Source organism: Mycolicibacterium gilvum, from assembly GCF_900454025.1.
Classification (GTDB): domain Bacteria; phylum Actinomycetota; class Actinomycetes; order Mycobacteriales; family Mycobacteriaceae; genus Mycobacterium; species Mycobacterium gilvum.
In genome coordinates this window covers 1,976,423-1,994,658 of the sequence record NZ_UGQM01000001.1, presented here as the reverse complement: position 1 = coordinate 1,994,658, position 18,236 = coordinate 1,976,423, and the positions used below count along the sequence as shown (strand labels likewise).

The following is an 18,236-nucleotide window of genomic DNA, read 5'->3' as shown; positions in this document are numbered from 1 at the left end:
AACGCTCAGGGCCACTGACTCGGCCCCGACGACCGTGGGCCCTGTGCACGCGAAATCGCCAAATCACGTACATAAGGCCCACACTCGCGGCAGCTAGCGGTCGAACAGCTTCCCGAGGCGGTCAAAGAACGCATCGATGCTCCGCTCGAGCACCGTGCCCTTTACCCACCTATCCCATATGTAGATCAGCGCGAACAATAGCGCGACGATGCCGAAGACCAGCGCGGAGACACCGAGTACCTCGGCTACCGGGCTCATGGCGCTACAGCATGCAGCTGACGCAGCCCTCGACCTCGGTGCCCTCCAGGGCCATTTGACGCAGCCGGATGTAGTACAGCGTCTTGATGCCCTTACGCCACGCGTAGATCTGCGCCTTGTTCACGTCGCGGGTGGTGGCGGTGTCCTTGAAGAACAGTGTCAGGCTCAACCCTTGGTCGACGTGCTGGGTGGCGGCGGCGTAGGTGTCGATGACCTTCTCGTAGCCGATCTCGTAGGCGTCCTGGTAGTACTCCAGGTTCTCGTTGGTCATGTAGGGCGCCGGGTAGTAGACCCGACCGATCTTGCCTTCCTTGCGGATCTCGACCTTGCTGGCGATCGGGTGGATCGAGCTCGTCGAGTGGTTGATGTAGGAGATCGAGCCCGTCGGCGGCACGGCCTGCAGGTTCTGGTTGTAGATGCCGTGCTCCTGCACCGAGGCCTTGAGCTGCTTCCAGTCCTCCTGGTCGGGAATCCGGATGCCGGCATCGGCGAAGAGCCCGCGTACCTTCTCGGTCTTGGGTTCCCACACCTGATCGGTGTACTTGTCGAAGAACTCCCCCGACTTGTACTTCGACTTCTCGAATCCACCGAACGCCGTACCCCGTTCGATCGCAATGCGATTCGACGCGCGCAGCGCGTGGTAGAGCACGCAGTAGAAGTAGATGTTGGTGAAGTCGACGCCCTCGTCGGAGCCGTAGAAGATCCGCTCACGCGCCAGGTAACCGTGCAGGTTCATCTGGCCGAGACCGATCGCGTGGGAGCTGTTGTTGCCCTGCTCGATCGACGGCACCGACCAGATGTGGGTCTGATCGCTCACCGCGGTGAGCGCGCGGATGGACACCTCGATGGTCTGCGCGAAGTCCGGCGAATCCATCGCCTTCGCGATGTTGAGCGAGCCGAGGTTGCACGAGATGTCCTTGCCCACCTTGGCATACGACAAATCCTCGTTGAACAGCGACGGCGTGGAGACCTGCAGGATCTCCGAGCACAGGTTCGAGTGGGTGATCTTGCCGTCGATGGGATTGGCCCGGTTCACCGTGTCCTCGTACATGATGTACGGGTAACCCGACTCGAACTGCAACTCGGCCAGCGTCTGGAAGAACTCGCGGGCCTTGATCTTGGTCTTGCGGATCCGCGCGTCGTCGACCATCTCGTAGTACTTCTCGGTGACCGAGATGTCGGCGAACGGGAGCCCGTACACGCGCTCGACGTCGTACGGCGAGAACAGGTACATGTCCTCGTTCTTCTTCGCGAGCTCGAAGGTGATGTCCGGGATGACGACGCCCAGCGAGAGCGTCTTGATGCGGATCTTCTCGTCGGCGTTCTCGCGCTTGGTGTCGAGGAACCGGAAGATGTCGGGGTGGTGCGCATGCAGGTACACCGCGCCGGCGCCCTGACGCGCGCCGAGCTGGTTGGCGTAGGAGAACGAGTCCTCCAGCAGCTTCATGATCGGGATGACACCGGAACTCTGGTTCTCGATGTTCTTGATCGGGGCGCCGTGCTCGCGAATATTGGTCAGCAGCAACGCGACTCCGCCGCCGCGCTTGGACAGCTGCAGCGCCGAGTTGATGGAGCGCCCGATGGACTCCATGTTGTCCTCGATGCGCAGCAGGAAGCACGACACCGGTTCGCCGCGCTGCTTCTTGCCCGAGTTGAGGAAGGTCGGCGTGGCCGGCTGGAACCGGCCGTCCATGATCTCGTCGACCAGCTTCTCGGCGAGCACGGTGTCACCGGAGGCCAGCGTCAGCGCGACCATCACCACGCGGTCCTCGAACCGCTCCAGGTAACGCTTCCCGTCGAAGGTCTTCAGCGTGTAGGACGTGTAGTACTTGAACGCGCCGACGAACGTCGGGAAGCGGAACTTCTTTGCGTACGCGCGGTCGAGCAGCCCCTTGACGAAGTTGCGCGAATACTGGTCGAGCACCTCGCGCTCGTAGTAGTTCTTCTCGATCAGGTAATCGAGCTTCTCGTCCTGGCTGTGGAAGAACACCGTGTTCTGGTTGACGTGCTGCAGGAAGTACTCCCGCGCCGCCTGCACGTCCTTCTCGAACTGGATCTTGCCGTCTGCGTCATACAGATTCAGCATCGCGTTCAGCGCGTGGTAGTCCATCTCACCCGGAAGCGCGTGCGCGCCGGTGGTCAACGGTTCTGCAGCTGTGACGGTTGGGGGCACGACTGGTCCTTCCAGAAGTCTTGTAATCCTGCGCGGACGGCGAACACGTCGTCCGTCGTTCCCATGAGTTCGAAGCGGTAGAGAAAAGGGACGTCACACTTTCGGGAGACGACGACCCCCGCGTAGCCGAATTCGGCGCCGAAGTTGGTGTTGCCCGCGGCGATGACGCCGCGGATCAACGATCGGTTGTGCTCGTCGTTGAGGAACGCGATCACCTGCTTGGGGACATAGCCCCCGCGATCGGGATCGGGACCGTTGGCGTGCCCGCCGCCGTACGTCGGAAGGATGAGCACGTAGGGCTCCTCCACCCGGATCCGGTCCTTCAACGGGATCCGGATGGCGGGGAGTTCCAGCTTCTGGACGAATCGGTGGGTGTTCTCCGAGACGCTGGAGAAGTAGACGATGTTGGCCACGGCCACTCCTCCCACGAATCGATACTTGTCGGTGACCGTCAGGCCACGCGCTATGCGGTGGCCGTGACCGCGCCGGCGAGCGCCTTGATCCGGTCGGGGCGGAAGCCCGACCAGTGGTCGCTGCCCGCCACCACGACGGGGGCCTGCAGGTAGCCCAGGGCCATCACGTAATCCCGCGCCTCGGTGTCGACGCTGATGTCCACGACCTCGTAGGCGATGCCCTGCTTGTCGAGCGCCTTGTAGGTCGCGTTGCACTGCACGCAGGCCGGCTTGGTGTACACGGTGACGGGTGCTGGCTGAGTCATCTGCGGTACGGCTCCTATCAAGAAGGCTGGGTGAGCTGGCAACTGCTGCGGTCGTGCGGGTCGCTAAGTATCAGCGACCGCGAGGTCACCGAAATTCCAGGCCGTCCGGGTAGCGAGTCGGTGGGTGGTGACCCCGACTTCACCGGAAGTTCTGGCCCCGGCCGGCCCCTGGATATCGGGGGTCTGTCGGTGTTCGAAACACTACACCTAGTGTCCGACAATCCGAAGAGATACAAGATGTTCTGAATGACATTCTTGAAATTCCCTGGTCGTAAGCGCTTCGAGCCCTCCCTCGTCGGCGTGTCGCGTGTCACACGGCGTGTCGCCGCGGTGCCGCCTGGTGCGCCGATCGGTCTACCAGAGCCCACCGACATCGTCGGGCGCGCGCCTCGGCGGCCGACGCCGCGTCAGCAAACAGGATGGAAGGTTCTTCACGGAGCCAGCAAAGCCGTCACCGAGCACCGCGTCCGCCATCGACGGCCGTGGGGCCCCGCGCCCGGGCGCAGGGGCTCGACGTCAGCGATGGTCGACGGCGCCCAGCCGGCGTCCGCGGCAAGGATTCACCCGTGACAAAGGCGCGTCAGTCGATCTCGGCGACCAGCTTGCCGAGGATGTCGCGCAGGCGCGCCACCACGTCGTCGCTCTCCCGCGGGTGCTTGCCGTCGAGCGTCTTGGTGGGGATCGAGAGCTCGAGGCCGTCGACCACCCGCGGACCTGCGATACCGAAAGACTTGCGCGTCTCATCGTGGGCCCACACACCGCCGTACTGACCCAGCGCTGCACCGACGACCGCGAGCGGCTTGTCCTTCAACGCACTGTCGCCGTAGGGGCGGGAGAGCCAGTCGATGGCGTTCTTCAACACGCCGGGGATCGTGCCGTTGTACTCCGGCGTGACGACCAGGGCGGCATCGGCACGGGCGGCGGCGGTCCGCAGTGCGGCGACCGGTTCCGGGACGTCGGCGGTGTCGATGTCCTCGTTGTAGAACGGAAGTTCACCGAGCCGGTCGAACCACTCCACGTCGACATCCGCCGGCGCGGACTCCACGGCGAGCTCGGCGAGCTGACGGTTCACCGACGCTTCGCGCAGACTTCCGACAAGAACCAGTACCGTGCTGCTGCCGTTCTCGGACATCGCTCTCCTTCAGGTCGTGGACGATCGTCACACACACTAACCGGACCGCGGTCCGTTCTATTCCGGCTGAGTTAAAGTTGCCAGGTGAGCGCACCCGAGAACCGGAACGGGCTGCCGGTGCTGTCGGTGGCCGAATCCGGCCCCTCCGAGCGCGCCGCCGAACGTGGGGACGCGGCACGCAATCGGGTGCTTCTGCTCGACGCGGCGCGGCGTCTGGTCGACGAACGCGGCGCCGACAGCGTCACCACCGACGACATCGCCAACGCGGCGGGCGTCGGCAAGGGCACGCTGTTCCGCCGCTTCGGCAGCCGTGCGGGCCTGATGATCGTGCTCCTCGACGAAGACGAGAAGGCGCAGCAACACGCGTTGCTGTTCGGCCCACCACCGCTCGGACCGGGCGCACCGCCACTGGAGCGCCTCCTGGCATACGGCCGGCACCGCCTGAAGTTCGTCGACACCCACCATGCGCTGCTCTCCGACGTCGGCCGCGACCCACAGATGCGGTTCAACGCTCCGATGACCCTGCACCACAGCCATGTCCGCCTGCTGCTCGACGAAGCGGAGACGACCGGCGATCTCGATGCCCAGGCCGCCGCTCTGCTCGCACTGCTGGACGCCGACTACGTCCACCATCAACGGACCGACCTGGGACGCTCCCTGGAGAGCATCGCTGATGCGTGGGAGACGGTGGCGCGCAAGCTCTGCGGCACATGAGCGACCCCCCGGCGGCCGGAGAGCGCGACTGGGTCCTTCACGTCGACATGGATCAGTTCCTCGCCTCGGTGGAACTACAGCGCCGCCCCGACCTGGTCGGCCTCCCGGTGATCGTCGGCGGCAACGGCGATCCGGCCGAGCCACGCAAGGTCGTCACCTGCGCCTCGTACGAGGCCAGGACCTTCGGTGTGCACGCGGGGATGCCGCTGCGCGCCGCGGCCCGCCGCTGTCCCGACGCGACGTTTCTGCCGTCCGATCCGGAGGCCTACGACGCGGCCTCGGACAGGGTGATGGGAATCCTGCGCGATCTCGGCCATCCCGTGGAGGTCTGGGGCTGGGACGAGGCATATGTCGGTGCGCGCGTGTCGGATCCGTTCGCGCTCGCCCGGCACATCCAGACTGTCGTCGCATCGCAGACGGGTCTGACGTGTTCGGTCGGGATCAGCGACAACAAGCAACGCGCCAAGGTCGCGACGGGCTTCGGCAAGCCCGCCGGCGTGCACATGCTCACCGACGAGAACTGGATGCCGGTCATGGGCGACCGGCCCGTCGACGCCCTGTGGGGTGTCGGTCCGAAGACCGCGAAAAAGCTTGCGGCGATCGGCATCACGACGGTCGCGGATCTGGCGGGCACTGACTCTGCAGAGCTCACGAAGACATTCGGACCGACAACGGGACTCTGGATCCTGTTGCTGGCCAAGGGCGGTGGCGATACCACGGTCAGCGCCGAGCCGTGGGTGCCGCGGTCCCGCAGCCACGTCATCACCTTTCCGCAGGATCTGACCGAGCGGGCGGCGATGGACGAAGCCGTCACCGAACTCGCCCGACGCACCCTCGACGAGGTCATCGCGCAGCAGCGGATCGTCACCCACGTCGCCGTGACCCTTCGGACCAGCAGCTTCCACACCAGGTCGAAGATCCGGAAACTGCCGGAACCGACCATCGACGCAGACGCGGTGATCTCGACGGCGACCACTCTGCTCGACGCCTTCGATCTCCAGCGGCCTGTCCGCCTTCTCGGCGTCCGCCTCGAACTGGCGATGCCGTCGGCGACGGCCGCTCGAGGCTGATCCCCGGAGCCGAAACCGGCTCGCACCCAGCAAGCCGCGCTACCGTGGCCGTCATGGCGTCGCAGGTCCCGGGTTTCGACGAGCGCCTCGATGACGCACTTGTCGACGAGGCCGCGCGGGCGGGTGAGCCCGTCGACGTCTTCATCGCCCGCGCCGTCGCCGCGCGGATCGCCGTCGAGATGGCGCGCCGAAGCGACCCGGACCTCGACGGCATCCTGCGCCGGCTGCGGCTCATGGATCTGTCCCCGCCGCGACCGGGTCTGCCCGCCGACACGGGATCCGTCATCGCCGATCCCGAACGGCTGCAGGCCCTCTACGAGACCGGGTTGCTCGACGAGCGGCGGGGACCGGTCCTCGACCGGATCGTGGAGATGACCGTGGCGGCACTCGCCGTGCCGACGGCGGTGGTGTCGTTGGTCGACCGCGACAGCGTGTATCTGCCCAGCGCGATCGGCATGCCAGGTGTCCTCGCCGCGGCCCGGCAGGTCTCCCTGGAGCGGTCGATCTCACGGCCGATCGTCGCGACCGGCGAACCGGTGATCGTCGAGGACGCCCGGTCTCATCCCGCGCTGCGCGACCATCCGATGGTCCTCGACGGCTTCGTCGTCGGGTTCGCCGCGATGCCGATCACGAACTCCGGCGGACACACCATCGGTACGTTGGCGGTCTGGGATTCCACGCCGCGGCGGTGGACCGACGGTCACATCCAGATCCTGGAGGATTTCACCGCGATCATCTGCGATCGCATCTTCGGCAGGGGCGCCGCCTGACCCACGCCGCCCGCCGGATGTCCGAGCCGGACAATACGCTCGACGGCATGCTGGAGACCGTCGCCATCCGTGGGTACCGCTCGTTGCGTGACCTCGTGCTGCCCCTGCGCCGGCTCACCGTCATCACCGGCGCCAACGGCACCGGTAAGTCTTCGCTGTACCGGGCCCTTCGGCTGCTCGCCGACTGCGGCCGGGGCGAGGTGATCGGATCGTTCGCGCGCGAGGGTGGAGTCGCGTCGGCACTGTGGGCCGGGCCCGAACATCTCGGTGGCGCGCGCCGCACCGGAACAGCGCAGGGCGGCCCCCGGAGCCGGTCGGTGTCCATCGAACTCGGCTATGCCGGTGACGATTTCGGCTACCTGATCGATCTCGGCCTGCCGCAGGCCACCGAGACCGCGTTCGGACGCGACCCCGAGATCAAACGGGAACTCGTGTTCGCCGGCCCGGTGGCCCGCAGCACCACCACCCTGGTGCGCCGGGTGCGCGGCATGGTCGAGGTCGCCTCGGACACCGGCCGTGGTTTCGACGAACTCGCGCGCAACCTTCCCGCACACCGCAGCGTGCTGACCGATTGGGCGGGTGCGTCGCCCGAGCTCGCCATGGTCCGTGAGCGGCTGCGCAACTGGCGCTTCTATGACGGCTTCCGCGCCGACGCCGATGCCCCGGCACGTCGACCCCAGGTCGGTACCCGCACACCGGTTCTGGCCGACGACGGCTCCGACCTGGCCGCGGCGATCCAGACGATCTTGGAGACCGGGAACGGTGATCTCGCGCGCGCCGTCGATGCCGCCTTCGACGGTGCGACGGTGTCGGTCGCGATCACCGACGGCCTGTTCGATCTCCAGTTGCACCAGCGCGGCATGCTGAGACCGCTGCGCAGCGCCGAGATATCCGACGGCACATTGCGTTTCCTGCTCTGGGCGGCCGCGTTGCTGAGCCCGCAACCCCCGTCACTGATGGTGCTCAACGAGCCGGAGACCTCACTGCATCCCGACCTGGTGCCACCCCTGGCCCGCCTCATCGGCGAGGCGGCGACACGGACTCAGCTCGTCGTGGTCACCCACTCGGCGATGCTGCGAGAATGCCTGGGCGCCGAGCCCATCGGTACGGACGGCGACGCGTGGGAGATCGAACTGTACAAGGACTGGGGCGAGACCAGGGTCGGCGATCAGGACCTGTCGACGATGCCCCCGTGGGACTGGGGCAGGCGGTAAAGCTCAGCGTTGCTTGGTCTTCGGGCGCAGCGCCCGGGTGAACAACGGATTCACCTGCTTCATCGCGATGCTGTACGGCAGCCACATGGTGCGTTTGAACAGGTACAGCGCACGGATGTCGAGTGAGGTGTAGATGAGATAGCGGTTCCTGGCCACACCGTCGAGGATCTTGTCGGCGGCCACGTCCGGTGACACGGCGTGCCCGGAGAATCTGTTGGTCCACTTCTGGACTCGCGGGTCGTCGCGGTCGACGCCGGCGATACGCACCGTGTCCACGAGCGGTGTCCGCACGGCACCAGGCACCACCACCGAGACCCCGATGCGGTAGCGGGCGAGGTCGAACCGCAGCACCTCGGACAGACCCCGCAACCCGTACTTGCTGGCACTGTAGGCGGCGTGCCAGGGCAGCGCCACGATGCCGGCCGCCGACGACACGTTGACCAGGTGCCCGCCACGGCGAGCCTCCATCATCGGCGGTACGAAGGTCTCGATGACGTGGATCGGGCCCATCAGGTTGATGTTGATCAGCGAGGTCCAGTCGTCGTGGGTCAGCTTGTCGACAGTTCCCCACGCCGAGATGCCGGCGATGTTCATGACCACGTCCATCGCGGGATGCCGGGAGTGGATGTCGTCGGCGAACGCGACCACGGCGTCGTGGTCGGAGATGTCGAGCGCGCGATGCTCAGCGACGACTCCGCCGAGTGCGCGGGCGTCGGCGACCGTCAGCGCCAGACCGTCGGCGTCCCGGTCGGTGAGATAGAGCTCAGCACCCCTCGCGGCGAGTTTGAGGGCAGTCGCCCGCCCGATGCCGCTGGCCGCGCCGGTCACGAAGCATCGTTTACCGGAGAACCTGTCAGATCCGCTCCGCTGCGCCATACGCGGGACACTACCGGCGCGCCGACGGCCGCCCTCCCGGCGGCGCGGTGGAACCGCACCGGCGACTCTCTACTGGCCGCCCCACAGGCTGCTCTCCCACAACCGTTCCACGACGGCGAGGGCGCGCGCCGGATCCCCGTCACGGCCCACGAAAGCGCTGTCGTGTGCGAGCGTCGAGGACGTCACCGCGATCATCACCCGCACCAGCGCGGGCAGGTCATCGGAGATCGGCCGGGCGCCCGCGTCGCGGCCGACCAGGCCGACGATCTTCTCGACGACGGTGTTCTGGAAGTCGTCCATGATCTCGCGGATCTGGGCATCGGTGCTCCGCGCGAGGTTGCAGGCACGCATGATCGGGTCGTTCGACGCGAAGACGATCGCTGCGTATCCGACCATCCGCTTGGCGAACTCCGACGGCGACTCGGCCTCGTCACGCGGCGCGAAACTGTGGGTGAGCTGGTCCAGTTCGGCCATCGCCTCGGCGATGATCACCGCGAGCACCGCGTACTTGGAGTCGAAGTAGAAGTAGAAGCCCGACCGTGCCACCCCGGCGCGCTCACTGATCGTGCTGACCGACAGCTCGGCGAATGGACGCTCGTGAAGGAGTTCCCGCACGGCCGTCACGATCGCGTCCCGCTGCCTGTCGCCTCTGCTGCGACGCAGGTCTGTCGGTGCGGGTTCGGCCGTCATGGAATTAGACCTTGGCATCGCACCACCTCAGATACAAACTTTCGGAAACTTGACAGGCGTCAAGTCGCTACACCAGGATAGGCACACAGTGACATCGGCCACAGCCCCCATTTCCAGGAGTGCTTGAATGACTGCGATCTCAACCCCGGAATACCTCCTTGATCAGGCGAAACGACGCCTGAAGCCGACTCCGGTGACGATCCCGGGCATGGGCGCGATCGAAAAGCGCCTTCTGGAGAAGCAGTGGGACGAGATCATCCTGGCCGAGCCGCCTGCCGGAAGCGGCCTCAAAGCGGTCAGGGGCGACAACGGGCTGCCGATCGTCGCGCACATGATCGAGATGTTCCGCGGCGGACCGGACTTCATCCTGCACCAGTACCGCAAGTACGGACCTGTCTACTACTCCGGCTCGCAGGTGCTGCCCGCAGTGGGCGCGCTCGGCCCCGACGCCACCCAGGCGGTGTTCTCCAACCGCAACAAGGACTTCTCACAGCGCGCATGGGATCCGGTGATCGGACCGTTCTTCGAAGGCGGCCTGATGCTGCGCGACTTCGAGGACCACATGTACCACCGCCGGATCATGCAGGAGGCGTTCACCCGCAGCCGGCTGACCGGGTACGTCGAGCACATCGATCAGGTCGCCTCTGCGGTGATCGCGAACGACTGGGTGGCCGACGACCGTCGGTTCCTGTTCTACCCCGCGGTCAAAGAGCTGACGCTCGACATCGCGTCGGTCGTGTTCATGGGCCACAAGGCCGGTACCGACAAGCAACTGGTGACCACCGTCAACGAGGCGTTCACCACCACCACCCGGGCGGGCAACGCGATCGTGCGCAAGCCGGTGCCGCCGCTGAGCTGGTGGCGGGGTATCCGGGCGCGCAAGACGCTGGAGGACTACTTCAACGCCGGGATCGCCGAGAAGCGCCGCTCCGAGAGCACCGACATGTTCAGCGTGCTGTGCCATGCGCAGGACGAGGACGGCCAGAGCTTCACCGACCAGGACGTCGTCAGTCACATGATCTTCCTGATGATGGCCGCACACGACACCTCGACCTCCACGCTGACCACGATGGCCTACCACCTCGCGGCCAATCCGGAGTGGCAGGACCGCTGCCGCGAGGAGTCCGAGCGGATCGGTGACGGCCCGCTGGACATCGAGGCGCTCGAAAAGCTCGAAACCTACGACCTGGTGATCAACGAAGCGTTGCGGATGGTGACGCCGCTGCCGTTCAACTTCCGCGAGGCCGTCCGGGACACCGAGTTGCTCGGGTACTACATCCCGGCCGGCACCGCGATCATGACATGGCCCGCGCTCAACCACCGGCTGCCGGAGCTGTGGACCGATCCGGAGAAGTTCGATCCGGCACGCTTCGCCGAACCGCGCAACGAGCACAAGAAGCACCGCTACGCGTTCGCGCCGTTCGGCGGTGGCGCACACAAGTGCATCGGCATGGTCTTCGGCCAGTTGGAGATCAAGACGGTGATGCACCGGTTGCTGCGCAAGTACCGGCTCGAGCCCGTCAGCCCGAACTACCGGCCGCGCTACGACCACGGCGGGATGGCGGTGCCGATCGACGGCATGCCGATCGTGCTGCGCCCACTGCACTGACCTTTTCCGCCGACATTGCATTCCAGCAGCTGGTCACCCGCGCAAAGTCAAGCGGCTAGCGCCACGGCTATGCGGCTTGGCTAAGTAGGGCGGCCATGCGCTGTGCGGGTGTGTCGAGGTCGAGGGTGGGTCGCGGTCGGTTGTTGAGTTTCGCCGCGACGATGTTGAGGTCGTCTCGTGTGTGCACGCTGAGGTCGCTGCCCTTCTCGAACCAGAACCGCAGGAGCCGGTTGGTGTTCTCGTTGGTGCCGCGCTGCCATGGCGAATGAGGATCGCAGAAGAACACTGGCGAGTTCAGTTGCATCTGAATGTGTTTCCAGCTGGCCATCTCGCTACCCCGGTCCCAGGTGATCGAGCGCCGTAGATGGGCGGGCAGTTCGCCCATAGCCTCGATCATCGCTGCCGCCACCGATTGGGCGGTGTGATCGACCGGCAGATGCAGCAAGATCACAAACCGGGTGGAACGCTCGACCAGGGTGCCGATGGCGCTGCCATGACGAGCGCCCAGGATCAGATCACCTTCCCAATGGCCAGGCACGGCCCGGTCATTGGCCTCGGCCGGGCGGTCGCTAATGGTGAAGATCGTGTCCGGGTCATAAACCCCGGTGCGGCCACGATGCCCTCGCGGGCTACGGGCCTGACGTTTCGTTGAGAGACATTTATGCAGGTCAGCGCGCAACTAGCCGCGCGTCTGCACGTACAAGCATTGGTAGATGGTCTCGTGACTCACCTGCATCAGCTTGTCACCGGCGTAGACCTCGGCCAACACCTGCGAGATCAGTTTGGGGCTCCACCCCTCATCCATCCACCCCGCGATCAGCGCACACAACACGGGGTTGTCGAGCTTGAACGTCTTGGGCCTGCGGGCTTTCTGGCTGGCAGCCGCATGGGCCATCAGTGCGTGGTAACGACCGTCGGGCAGACAGTTCCGCTTGACTTCCCGGGCGATGACCGAGCGGTCGCGGCCCAGCTCACGGCCGATCTCGGCATAACTGCGTCCTGCCTGCAAGCCGCGATCGATCTCAAAGCGTTCCGCGAAGCTGAGTCTGCGCCCGCGCCCACCCGGACGTTCCAAATCGCCGGCATCGGCCAAACCGCCGAGCCCATCACCACCTTTGCGTAATTTCATCCCGCCAGCCTGGCGCCACCAGAACCATCCAGTCCGTCGCGACACACCCACCGCCAGCGATGCCTCGGTCGTAGGCATCCCGTCACAGACCAGATCAAAGAACTCCCGCTTCACCGGCCACCCAACAGCCACTCCCGACGGCATAGCAACTCCTCCATTCAACGGATGTTGCACTGACCGTATGAATCCGCCCCGAACTTCCGCTGCTGGAATGCAGTTTCGGCGCGCTCGTCACTCGGTCAGCAGGCGGTTGACACAGGCGATCACGGCGCGCAGGGCCGAGTCGGTCGAGTCGTCGGACCATCCCATCGCCCACTGCTCGCCGCCGCAACGACTTCCGCGGATGAACGTCGCGGTGTGATCGCCGGCCGGCACCTGATGGAACGCGGTCATCTCGATCGCGACGCCATGCTCGTGCAGCATCTCCGTGAGCGCCGCGACGGGCCCGCACGCCGCGGCGCGCGACGTCGCGATCCGGTCACCGACGGCGAGGGTGGCCTGGTACTGCCGTGCCTGTGGCCCGAGTCGGCGCCCGGGGCGGTCATCGTCGACGCAGGTCCACTGACCGAGCCGGAGCGGACCGCTCGTCGGCGCATACTCGGCGAGAAATTCGTCGAACGACTTTCTCTCCGCGGGTTCGCGCAACGCGCGGGGCGTCCTACCGTCGACGTGAGCGGCGAACGGCATCGACGCCGACGCAGACGACGCGGTGGTGGGATGCGTACTGGAAGAGACGTTCATGTGCCGGCCTCGGGCTCGAAAAGAAAGCGACCGACGAAGTGACAACGACCCACAGCGAGGGGTCGGTCTGGATCAGACCCCGCTGCGGGTTGCTACTACGAGGAGCTTCGGCACGTCAGCGATGCTAGACGCGGCGGAGACGATGATGCAACCGGATAGCACCCAGCCAGATCACGGCTTTTGCTAAATCCTCACCAGAAAGCGAACCAGCAAATCCATAATGCGAAGCGGCACCAGCAGTCAGGTCGCCCGCCGTCGCTCAGCGCAGCCGTCGAAATCGCACGTCATACGGTTTATGAAGCTGCTCAACATATTTGGCTATCGGTAACGCCGAGCGCAGGGATCGAGTGCGCCGATGCGACGTCGAACGCGGCTGTTTCGCTGCGAATCTCTACGTTTATGGCAAACCCAGGTTTATCCCCGACCAGGCGGGCTATTGGTTGCCCGCGAGAGCGAACGCTCTACATACGGGAGGAAAACATGCGTAAATCACTGATCATCGGTAGTACTGCTGCGACGCTGCTGTTCGGCGGCGCGGGAATCGCGAACGCCACCGAGACGGTGGCTCCGGCCACGACCACAACCGTCGTCGCGCAGGAGGCCGAGCAGGAGGACGGCGACAACACGGGTCTGTGGGGCCTCGCCGGCCTGCTGGGTCTGGTGGGACTCGCAGGGCTCAAGCGGCGCAAGGACGCCGACTACCGGCCGGCCGCCAACACCGGCACGGTCAACCCCCCGCGGGTCTAGCAGTCACACGCGAAAACCCTGCCGGTGCACCGCACCGGCAGGGTTTCGCCGTCTGCCGACTGCGTACACGAGACCACCTGCGGGCACAATGTGCCGGTGTCCTGGCTGCATGCGGTAATGCTGTTCGCAGCCGGAATCCTCGGCGGGCTGACCGGAAGCATCGCCGGGCTGGCCTCGGTCGCCACGTATCCAGCGCTGCTGGTGGCCGGTCTGCCTCCCGTGACGGCCAATGTCACCAACACGGTCGCGCTGGTGTTCAACGGGGTCGGTTCGGTCCTCGGCTCCCGACCCGAGTTGCGAGGTCAGCGCACCCTGTTGACACGGGCGATCCCGTTCGCCGTGCTCGGCGGCGTCACCGGTGCCGTGCTGCTCCTGTCGACACCCGCCGAAGGCTTCGAGAAGATCGTTCCTGCGCTGCTCGGGTTCGCCTCTCTGGCAATTCTTCTGCCCGTGCGCCCGGCCGGGGACCCCTCGACCGCATCCCGTCGCCGACGCACCCTGAGCCTGGCCGTACAAGGCCTCGCGGTGTTCGCGATCTGCATCTACGGCGGCTACTTCGGCGCTGCGGCCGGCGTGCTGCTGCTCGCGATGTTCCTGCGCCTCGGCGGCGAGACGCTCGCCCACGCCAATGCGGCCAAGAACGTGGTGCTCGGTGTCGCCAACGGTGTCGCGGCGGTGATCTTCGCGGTGGTGGCGCCCGTGCAGTGGGTCGCGGTGCTGGCGCTGGGCGCGGGGTGTCTCGTCGGTTCCCGGATCGGGCCGGTGGTGGTGCGACGCACCCCGGACAGACCCATGCGACTCGCGATCGGCCTTGCCGGGGTGGCGCTCGCGGTCAAACTCGGGATCGACGCCTACCGCTGATCACACGAACGGGTTGTCTCCCGTCGACACCCGCGTGCCCAGCGCGATCAGATTCTCCGCCGACGCGTGCAGCCTCTCCCCCGCCTCGGCGCTGGCACGCCCGGCGAGATACCGCGACCAGGTGCCCTCGATGACGATCGCGAGTTTGAAACAGGCCATCGCGATGTACCAGTCCAGGTGTGTTGTCGGACGGCCACCCGCATCCCGGTACGCGTCGATCAGCTCGGCCCGCGACGCCAGCCCGCCGAGCGCACCGAGCGCGGAGCCGGCATCGATCGGGTTCGGGCCGTCGGGCCAGCACACCAGCAACCAGCCGAGGTCCAGCAGCGGGTCGCCGACCGTACACATCTCCCAGTCGATGAACGCGGCGAGCTCGGGAACGTCGCGCCGCAACAGCACATTGTTGAGATGGCAGTCGCCGTGCATGATCCCGGGCTCGCTGTCGGGAGGACGGTGTGCCTCCAGCCACTCGGCGAGCACATGGACCGACGGGAACGACTCAGGTGCATAGTTCTCGTGCCGATAGCTTTCGAGCAGCCGGAGAAACTGCGGAACCTGGCGTGCCAGAAAGGATCCCGGGCGTTTGAGCGCCGCCAGTGGACTGCCCTCCCACGGGACGGCGCCCAACCTGGCCAGGCTGGCCGCATAGGAGAGGCCGACCCGGTGCCGCATTCCCGCATCCCGGACATAGGCCTCGTCGATCTCGGTGCCGGGGTTGAACCCGTCGACGGCCTGCATCAGATAGAACACCACGCCGAGCACGTCGAGGTCCTCGCACCCGGCGATGAACTCCGGGTGCGGGACATCGGTGCCGCGCAGCGTCTGCAGCACGGCGATCTCACGGCGCATCGTGTCGTTGCTCGTCGGTCTCGGATGCTGCGGCGGCCGTCGCAGGACGACGTCGCTGCCGTCGAGTCGCACTCGCACCACGATGTTCTGCGACCCGCCGGTCAGCGGCTCGACGTCGGAGACCACCGAGCCGAGACCGGTCCGACGCACCCACTCCTGCAGGGCGGCCACGGCGTCATCGGTCAGTGTCACATCGACTGGCACCCGAACCACCCTAATGGCGATTTCGGTGTCGTTGGTCAACCTCAGATTGACCAACGACACCGAAATCGCGGCGGCTACTTACTTGGGGGCGAAGCGCTGACCGGCGTCCAGGCGCAGGCACTGCCCGTTGAGCATCGGGTTCTCGACGATCGCGACGGCGAGCTTGGCGTACTCCTCGGGCTTGCCGAGACGCTTCGGGAAGGCCGCATCCTTGGTGAGCACGGTCGCGAACTCGTCCGGGATGCCCTCGGTCAGACCGGTGGCGAACAGGCTCGGCGCGATCGCCAGGGCCCGGATACCGAGGCTGCCGAGGTCGCGGGCCATAGTCAGGCACATACCGGCGATGGCCGCCTTCGACGCGGTGTAGGCCAACTGCCCGATCTGACCCTCGAACGCCGCGATGGACGCGGTGTTGATGATGACGCCCCGCTCTTCGGCCTCGTCGTCGACCGGCTCGTTCTTCGACATGTGCCACGCGGCGATCCGGCTGATGTTGAACGTGCCGATCAGGTTCAGGTCGATGCTCTTGCGGAACGAGTCGAGGCTGTGCGGTCCGTCCTTCTTCACCGTGCGTTCGGCGATGCCGCCTCCGGCGGTGGTGACCGCGATGTGCAGGCCGCCGAGGTCCTCGACGACCTTGTTCAGCACAGACTCGGTGCCCTCGAAGTCGGTGATGTCGACCTCGTAGAAGGTGCCGCCGATCTGGTCGGCGACTTCCTTGCCCTTGGACTGCGGTCGGTCGAGTACCGCGACGGTGGCGCCGCGCTTGGCCAGTGCCTCGGCGGTCGCCCGTCCGAAGCCCGACGCACCACCGACGATGATGGCCTTCTTGCCCTCGATCTCCATCTGTCTGCCTTTCGCGAACGTTCCAACTGATGGTCAATGTGTAAAGCTCATAAGCAACCTAGCCGATGACATGCTTCGGTAAGGATTTCGGGTTCTCCGCGGCGGTACTTTGGCCTCATGACCACACCGGGCGTCAGAGCGGCAGGAGGCGTCGCGGCCGCCGCGGTGGCGGTGGGGGTCGCCTCGCTGGTCGGCGCCGCATTCGGCCCCGAGGCCGACGTGCGAACCGCCGTCGGCTCGTCGGTCATCGACCTCACCCCGGGCCCGGTCAAGGAGTGGGCGATCGCCACGTTCGGCACGGCCGACAAGCTGGCGCTGGCCGTGATGGTGCTGCTGACGATCGCGGCGATCGCCGCAGTCGCGGGCCTGGCCGAGACCAGACGTCGGCCCGTCGGCAGCATCGCGATCGTGATCGCCGGCGGAATCGGGTGCGCAGCGGTGCTCTCGCGCGCCGGCTCGACCGGCGCCGACATCATCCCGACCCTGATCGGGACGGCCTGCGGAGTCGCTGTCCTGCGAATCCTGCAGTCGGACAGGCTTGATGGCCCCTCCTCCGAGACGGGGACCGACCCGGGCAGGCGGCGCTCGCTGCTGACCATCGGCCTGCTGGCCGCGGGTGCGGTGAGCGGTGTCGCCGGTGTGGTGATCAGCCGGCTGGCGTCGTCGGTCGCCGGCGACCGTGACGCCTTCGCCCTCCCCCGCATCGACACGCCTGCCGCCCCGATCCCGGAGTCTGTGCAGCCCAAGGGAGTTGAGCTGCCGTCCTGGGTCACCGGAAACGACGACTTCTACCGGATCGACACGGCGCTGTCCGTGCCGCAATTGAGCCGCTCGGAGTGGCGGCTGCGCATCCACGGCATGGTCGACCGCGAAGTCACGTTCACCTACGAGGATCTCGACCGCTTCGAGGTCGTCGAGAAGGTGATCACCTTGACGTGCGTCTCCAACCCGGTTGGCGGCGAGCTGATTTCGAATGCGGTGTGGACGGGGTACCGGGTCAAGGATCTGCTCGCCGAAGCCGGGGTGCGCAGCGGCGCCGACATGGTGCTGTCGATGTCGGTGGACGGGTGGACCGCGGGAACCCCGGTGGAGGCACTCACCGGCGACGATGCGCTGTTGGCGATCGGCATGAACGGTGAACCGCTGCCGATCGAACACGGCTACCCGGCCCGGCTGGTGGTGCCCGGTCTGTACGGCTACGTCTCGGCCACCAAATGGGTCACCGCCCTGGAGTTGACCCGTTTCGATCGGGCTCAGGCGTACTGGACGCGGCTCGGATGGTCGGCACGCGGGCCGATCAAGACCGCGTCGCGCGTCGACGTACCCCGCAGTGGTCAGGACGTCGCGCTCGGACCGGTGACGTTCGGCGGCGTCGCCTGGGCGCAGAATCGCGGGGTGCGCAGCGTCGAGGTGCAGATGGACGACGGCCCCTGGGAACAGGCGACGCTCGGCGACAGCTATTCCGGGGACACCTGGCGGATGTGGAGCTATGCATGGGAAGCCCGCGACACCGGCTTCCACACGATCACCGTCCGCGCCACCGACGACAGCGGGTACACGCAGACGCCGGACCGGGCCGACCCCGTGCCCGACGGCGCGACCGGTTGGCACTCCATCACCTTCGCGGTGAAGTGA

General features: G+C 66.4%; 18 protein-coding genes and 1 pseudogene. 8 read left to right on the top strand and 11 right to left on the bottom strand.

Going from position 1 to position 18,236, the window contains the following annotated elements:
• Positions 1-93: 93 nt before the first annotated feature.
• From DYE23_RS30815 to DYE23_RS09385, 5 genes are all read right to left on the bottom strand, one after another.
• A complete protein-coding gene (locus tag DYE23_RS30815) occupies positions 94-258 on the bottom strand; it encodes a hypothetical protein (protein ID WP_172527737.1) in 165 nt (54 codons plus the stop codon).
• A gap of 4 nt (positions 259-262) precedes the next feature.
• Positions 263-2,431: a class 1b ribonucleoside-diphosphate reductase subunit alpha gene (nrdE, locus tag DYE23_RS09400; RefSeq protein WP_013472212.1), complete on the bottom strand. Its 2,169-nt coding sequence runs from the start codon at positions 2,429-2,431 to the stop codon at positions 263-265.
• A complete protein-coding gene (nrdI, locus tag DYE23_RS09395) occupies positions 2,398-2,844 on the bottom strand; it encodes a class Ib ribonucleoside-diphosphate reductase assembly flavoprotein NrdI (RefSeq protein ID WP_011895150.1) in 447 nt (148 codons plus the stop codon). The genes nrdE and nrdI overlap by 34 nt, the downstream gene beginning before the upstream one ends.
• Positions 2,845-2,894: 50 nt before the next feature.
• Positions 2,895-3,149, bottom strand: a complete 255-nt coding sequence (locus DYE23_RS09390; RefSeq protein ID WP_013472213.1) for a redoxin NrdH — start codon at positions 3,147-3,149, stop codon at positions 2,895-2,897.
• 580 nt (positions 3,150-3,729) lie between these two features.
• Positions 3,730-4,281: an NAD(P)H-dependent oxidoreductase gene (locus DYE23_RS09385; protein WP_011895152.1), complete on the bottom strand. Its 552-nt coding sequence runs from the start codon at positions 4,279-4,281 to the stop codon at positions 3,730-3,732.
• A gap of 84 nt (positions 4,282-4,365) precedes the next feature.
• On the opposite strand from DYE23_RS09385, the gene DYE23_RS09380 reads away from it, so the two are divergent.
• From DYE23_RS09380 to DYE23_RS09365, 4 genes are read left to right on the top strand one after another with little or no spacing between them, the layout of a single operon-like run.
• On the top strand, positions 4,366-4,995 hold the full coding sequence (locus tag DYE23_RS09380; protein ID WP_011895153.1) for a TetR/AcrR family transcriptional regulator: 630 nt from the start codon (positions 4,366-4,368) through the stop codon (positions 4,993-4,995).
• Positions 4,992-6,065 (top strand): DNA polymerase IV, encoded by a 1,074-nt coding sequence (locus tag DYE23_RS09375; RefSeq protein ID WP_011895154.1) that lies wholly within the window; start codon positions 4,992-4,994, stop codon positions 6,063-6,065. The genes DYE23_RS09380 and DYE23_RS09375 overlap by 4 nt, the downstream gene beginning before the upstream one ends.
• A gap of 53 nt (positions 6,066-6,118) precedes the next feature.
• Positions 6,119-6,835 (top strand): GAF domain-containing protein, encoded by a 717-nt coding sequence (locus DYE23_RS09370; protein WP_011895155.1) that lies wholly within the window; start codon positions 6,119-6,121, stop codon positions 6,833-6,835.
• Positions 6,836-6,882: 47 nt separating this feature from the next.
• On the top strand, positions 6,883-8,049 hold the full coding sequence (locus DYE23_RS09365; protein ID WP_011895156.1) for an AAA family ATPase: 1,167 nt from the start codon (positions 6,883-6,885) through the stop codon (positions 8,047-8,049).
• Positions 8,050-8,052: 3 nt separating this feature from the next.
• On the opposite strand, the gene DYE23_RS09360 is transcribed toward DYE23_RS09365, so the two are convergent.
• The gene (locus DYE23_RS09360; RefSeq protein WP_011895157.1) at positions 8,053-8,925 is read right to left on the bottom strand and encodes an SDR family oxidoreductase; all 873 of its coding nucleotides are present in this window, start codon (positions 8,923-8,925) and stop codon (positions 8,053-8,055) included.
• Between the two features lie 69 nt (positions 8,926-8,994).
• The gene (locus tag DYE23_RS09355) at positions 8,995-9,615 is read right to left on the bottom strand and encodes a TetR/AcrR family transcriptional regulator (protein WP_172527736.1); all 621 of its coding nucleotides are present in this window, start codon (positions 9,613-9,615) and stop codon (positions 8,995-8,997) included.
• Positions 9,616-9,742: 127 nt separating this feature from the next.
• Between DYE23_RS09355 and DYE23_RS09350 the strand changes: the two genes are divergently transcribed.
• Positions 9,743-11,224, top strand: a complete 1,482-nt coding sequence (locus DYE23_RS09350) for a cytochrome P450 (RefSeq protein WP_011895159.1) — start codon at positions 9,743-9,745, stop codon at positions 11,222-11,224.
• 67 nt (positions 11,225-11,291) lie between these two features.
• Here DYE23_RS09350 and DYE23_RS32025 read toward each other — a convergent pair.
• Together DYE23_RS32025 and DYE23_RS09340 are read right to left on the bottom strand one after the other, a co-directional pair.
• Positions 11,292-12,497: pseudogene (locus tag DYE23_RS32025) on the bottom strand (IS30 family transposase).
• An 87-nt stretch (positions 12,498-12,584) separates the two neighbouring features.
• Positions 12,585-13,094: a 2-isopropylmalate synthase gene (locus DYE23_RS09340; RefSeq protein WP_013472216.1), complete on the bottom strand. Its 510-nt coding sequence runs from the start codon at positions 13,092-13,094 to the stop codon at positions 12,585-12,587.
• Positions 13,095-13,574: 480 nt separating this feature from the next.
• Between DYE23_RS09340 and DYE23_RS09335 the strand changes: the two genes are divergently transcribed.
• On the top strand, positions 13,575-13,841 hold the full coding sequence (locus DYE23_RS09335) for a WGxxGxxG family protein (protein ID WP_013472217.1): 267 nt from the start codon (positions 13,575-13,577) through the stop codon (positions 13,839-13,841).
• Positions 13,842-13,958: 117 nt separating this feature from the next.
• Positions 13,959-14,702 carry a sulfite exporter TauE/SafE family protein gene (locus DYE23_RS09330; RefSeq protein WP_013472218.1) on the top strand — a complete coding sequence of 248 codons (744 nt, stop codon included), beginning with the start codon at positions 13,959-13,961 and terminating at the stop codon, positions 14,700-14,702.
• Here DYE23_RS09330 and DYE23_RS09325 read toward each other — a convergent pair whose 3' ends face one another.
• Positions 14,703-15,755 carry a phosphotransferase family protein gene (locus DYE23_RS09325; RefSeq protein ID WP_041788685.1) on the bottom strand — a complete coding sequence of 351 codons (1,053 nt, stop codon included), beginning with the start codon at positions 15,753-15,755 and terminating at the stop codon, positions 14,703-14,705.
• Between the two features lie 78 nt (positions 15,756-15,833).
• Positions 15,834-16,601 (bottom strand): SDR family NAD(P)-dependent oxidoreductase, encoded by a 768-nt coding sequence (locus tag DYE23_RS09320; RefSeq protein WP_011895163.1) that lies wholly within the window; start codon positions 16,599-16,601, stop codon positions 15,834-15,836.
• 117 nt (positions 16,602-16,718) lie between these two features.
• On the opposite strand from DYE23_RS09320, the gene DYE23_RS09315 reads away from it, so the two are divergent.
• Positions 16,719-18,236, top strand: coding sequence for a molybdopterin-dependent oxidoreductase (locus DYE23_RS09315; RefSeq protein ID WP_013472220.1), 1,518 nt, complete (start codon positions 16,719-16,721; stop codon positions 18,234-18,236).

Coding starts and splice junctions, on each gene's coding strand:
- DYE23_RS30815 (WP_172527737.1), bottom strand. CDS start 258: ATGAGCCCGGTAGCCGAGGTACTCGGTGTCTCCGCGCTGGTCTTCGGC.
- DYE23_RS09335 (WP_013472217.1), top strand. CDS start 13,575: ATGCGTAAATCACTGATCATCGGTAGTACTGCTGCGACGCTGCTGTTC.
- DYE23_RS09355 (WP_172527736.1), bottom strand. CDS start 9,615: ATGACGGCCGAACCCGCACCGACAGACCTGCGTCGCAGCAGAGGCGAC.
- DYE23_RS09375 (WP_011895154.1), top strand. CDS start 4,992: ATGAGCGACCCCCCGGCGGCCGGAGAGCGCGACTGGGTCCTTCACGTC.
- DYE23_RS09385 (WP_011895152.1), bottom strand. CDS start 4,281: ATGTCCGAGAACGGCAGCAGCACGGTACTGGTTCTTGTCGGAAGTCTG.
- DYE23_RS09315 (WP_013472220.1), top strand. CDS start 16,719: ATGACCACACCGGGCGTCAGAGCGGCAGGAGGCGTCGCGGCCGCCGCG.
- DYE23_RS09320 (WP_011895163.1), bottom strand. CDS start 16,601: ATGGAGATCGAGGGCAAGAAGGCCATCATCGTCGGTGGTGCGTCGGGC.
- DYE23_RS09365 (WP_011895156.1), top strand. CDS start 6,883: ATGCTGGAGACCGTCGCCATCCGTGGGTACCGCTCGTTGCGTGACCTC.
- DYE23_RS09390 (WP_013472213.1), bottom strand. CDS start 3,149: ATGACTCAGCCAGCACCCGTCACCGTGTACACCAAGCCGGCCTGCGTG.
- DYE23_RS09340 (WP_013472216.1), bottom strand. CDS start 13,094: ATGAACGTCTCTTCCAGTACGCATCCCACCACCGCGTCGTCTGCGTCG.
- DYE23_RS09360 (WP_011895157.1), bottom strand. CDS start 8,925: ATGGCGCAGCGGAGCGGATCTGACAGGTTCTCCGGTAAACGATGCTTC.
- DYE23_RS09350 (WP_011895159.1), top strand. CDS start 9,743: ATGACTGCGATCTCAACCCCGGAATACCTCCTTGATCAGGCGAAACGA.
- DYE23_RS09330 (WP_013472218.1), top strand. CDS start 13,959: ATGCTGTTCGCAGCCGGAATCCTCGGCGGGCTGACCGGAAGCATCGCC.
- DYE23_RS09370 (WP_011895155.1), top strand. CDS start 6,119: ATGGCGTCGCAGGTCCCGGGTTTCGACGAGCGCCTCGATGACGCACTT.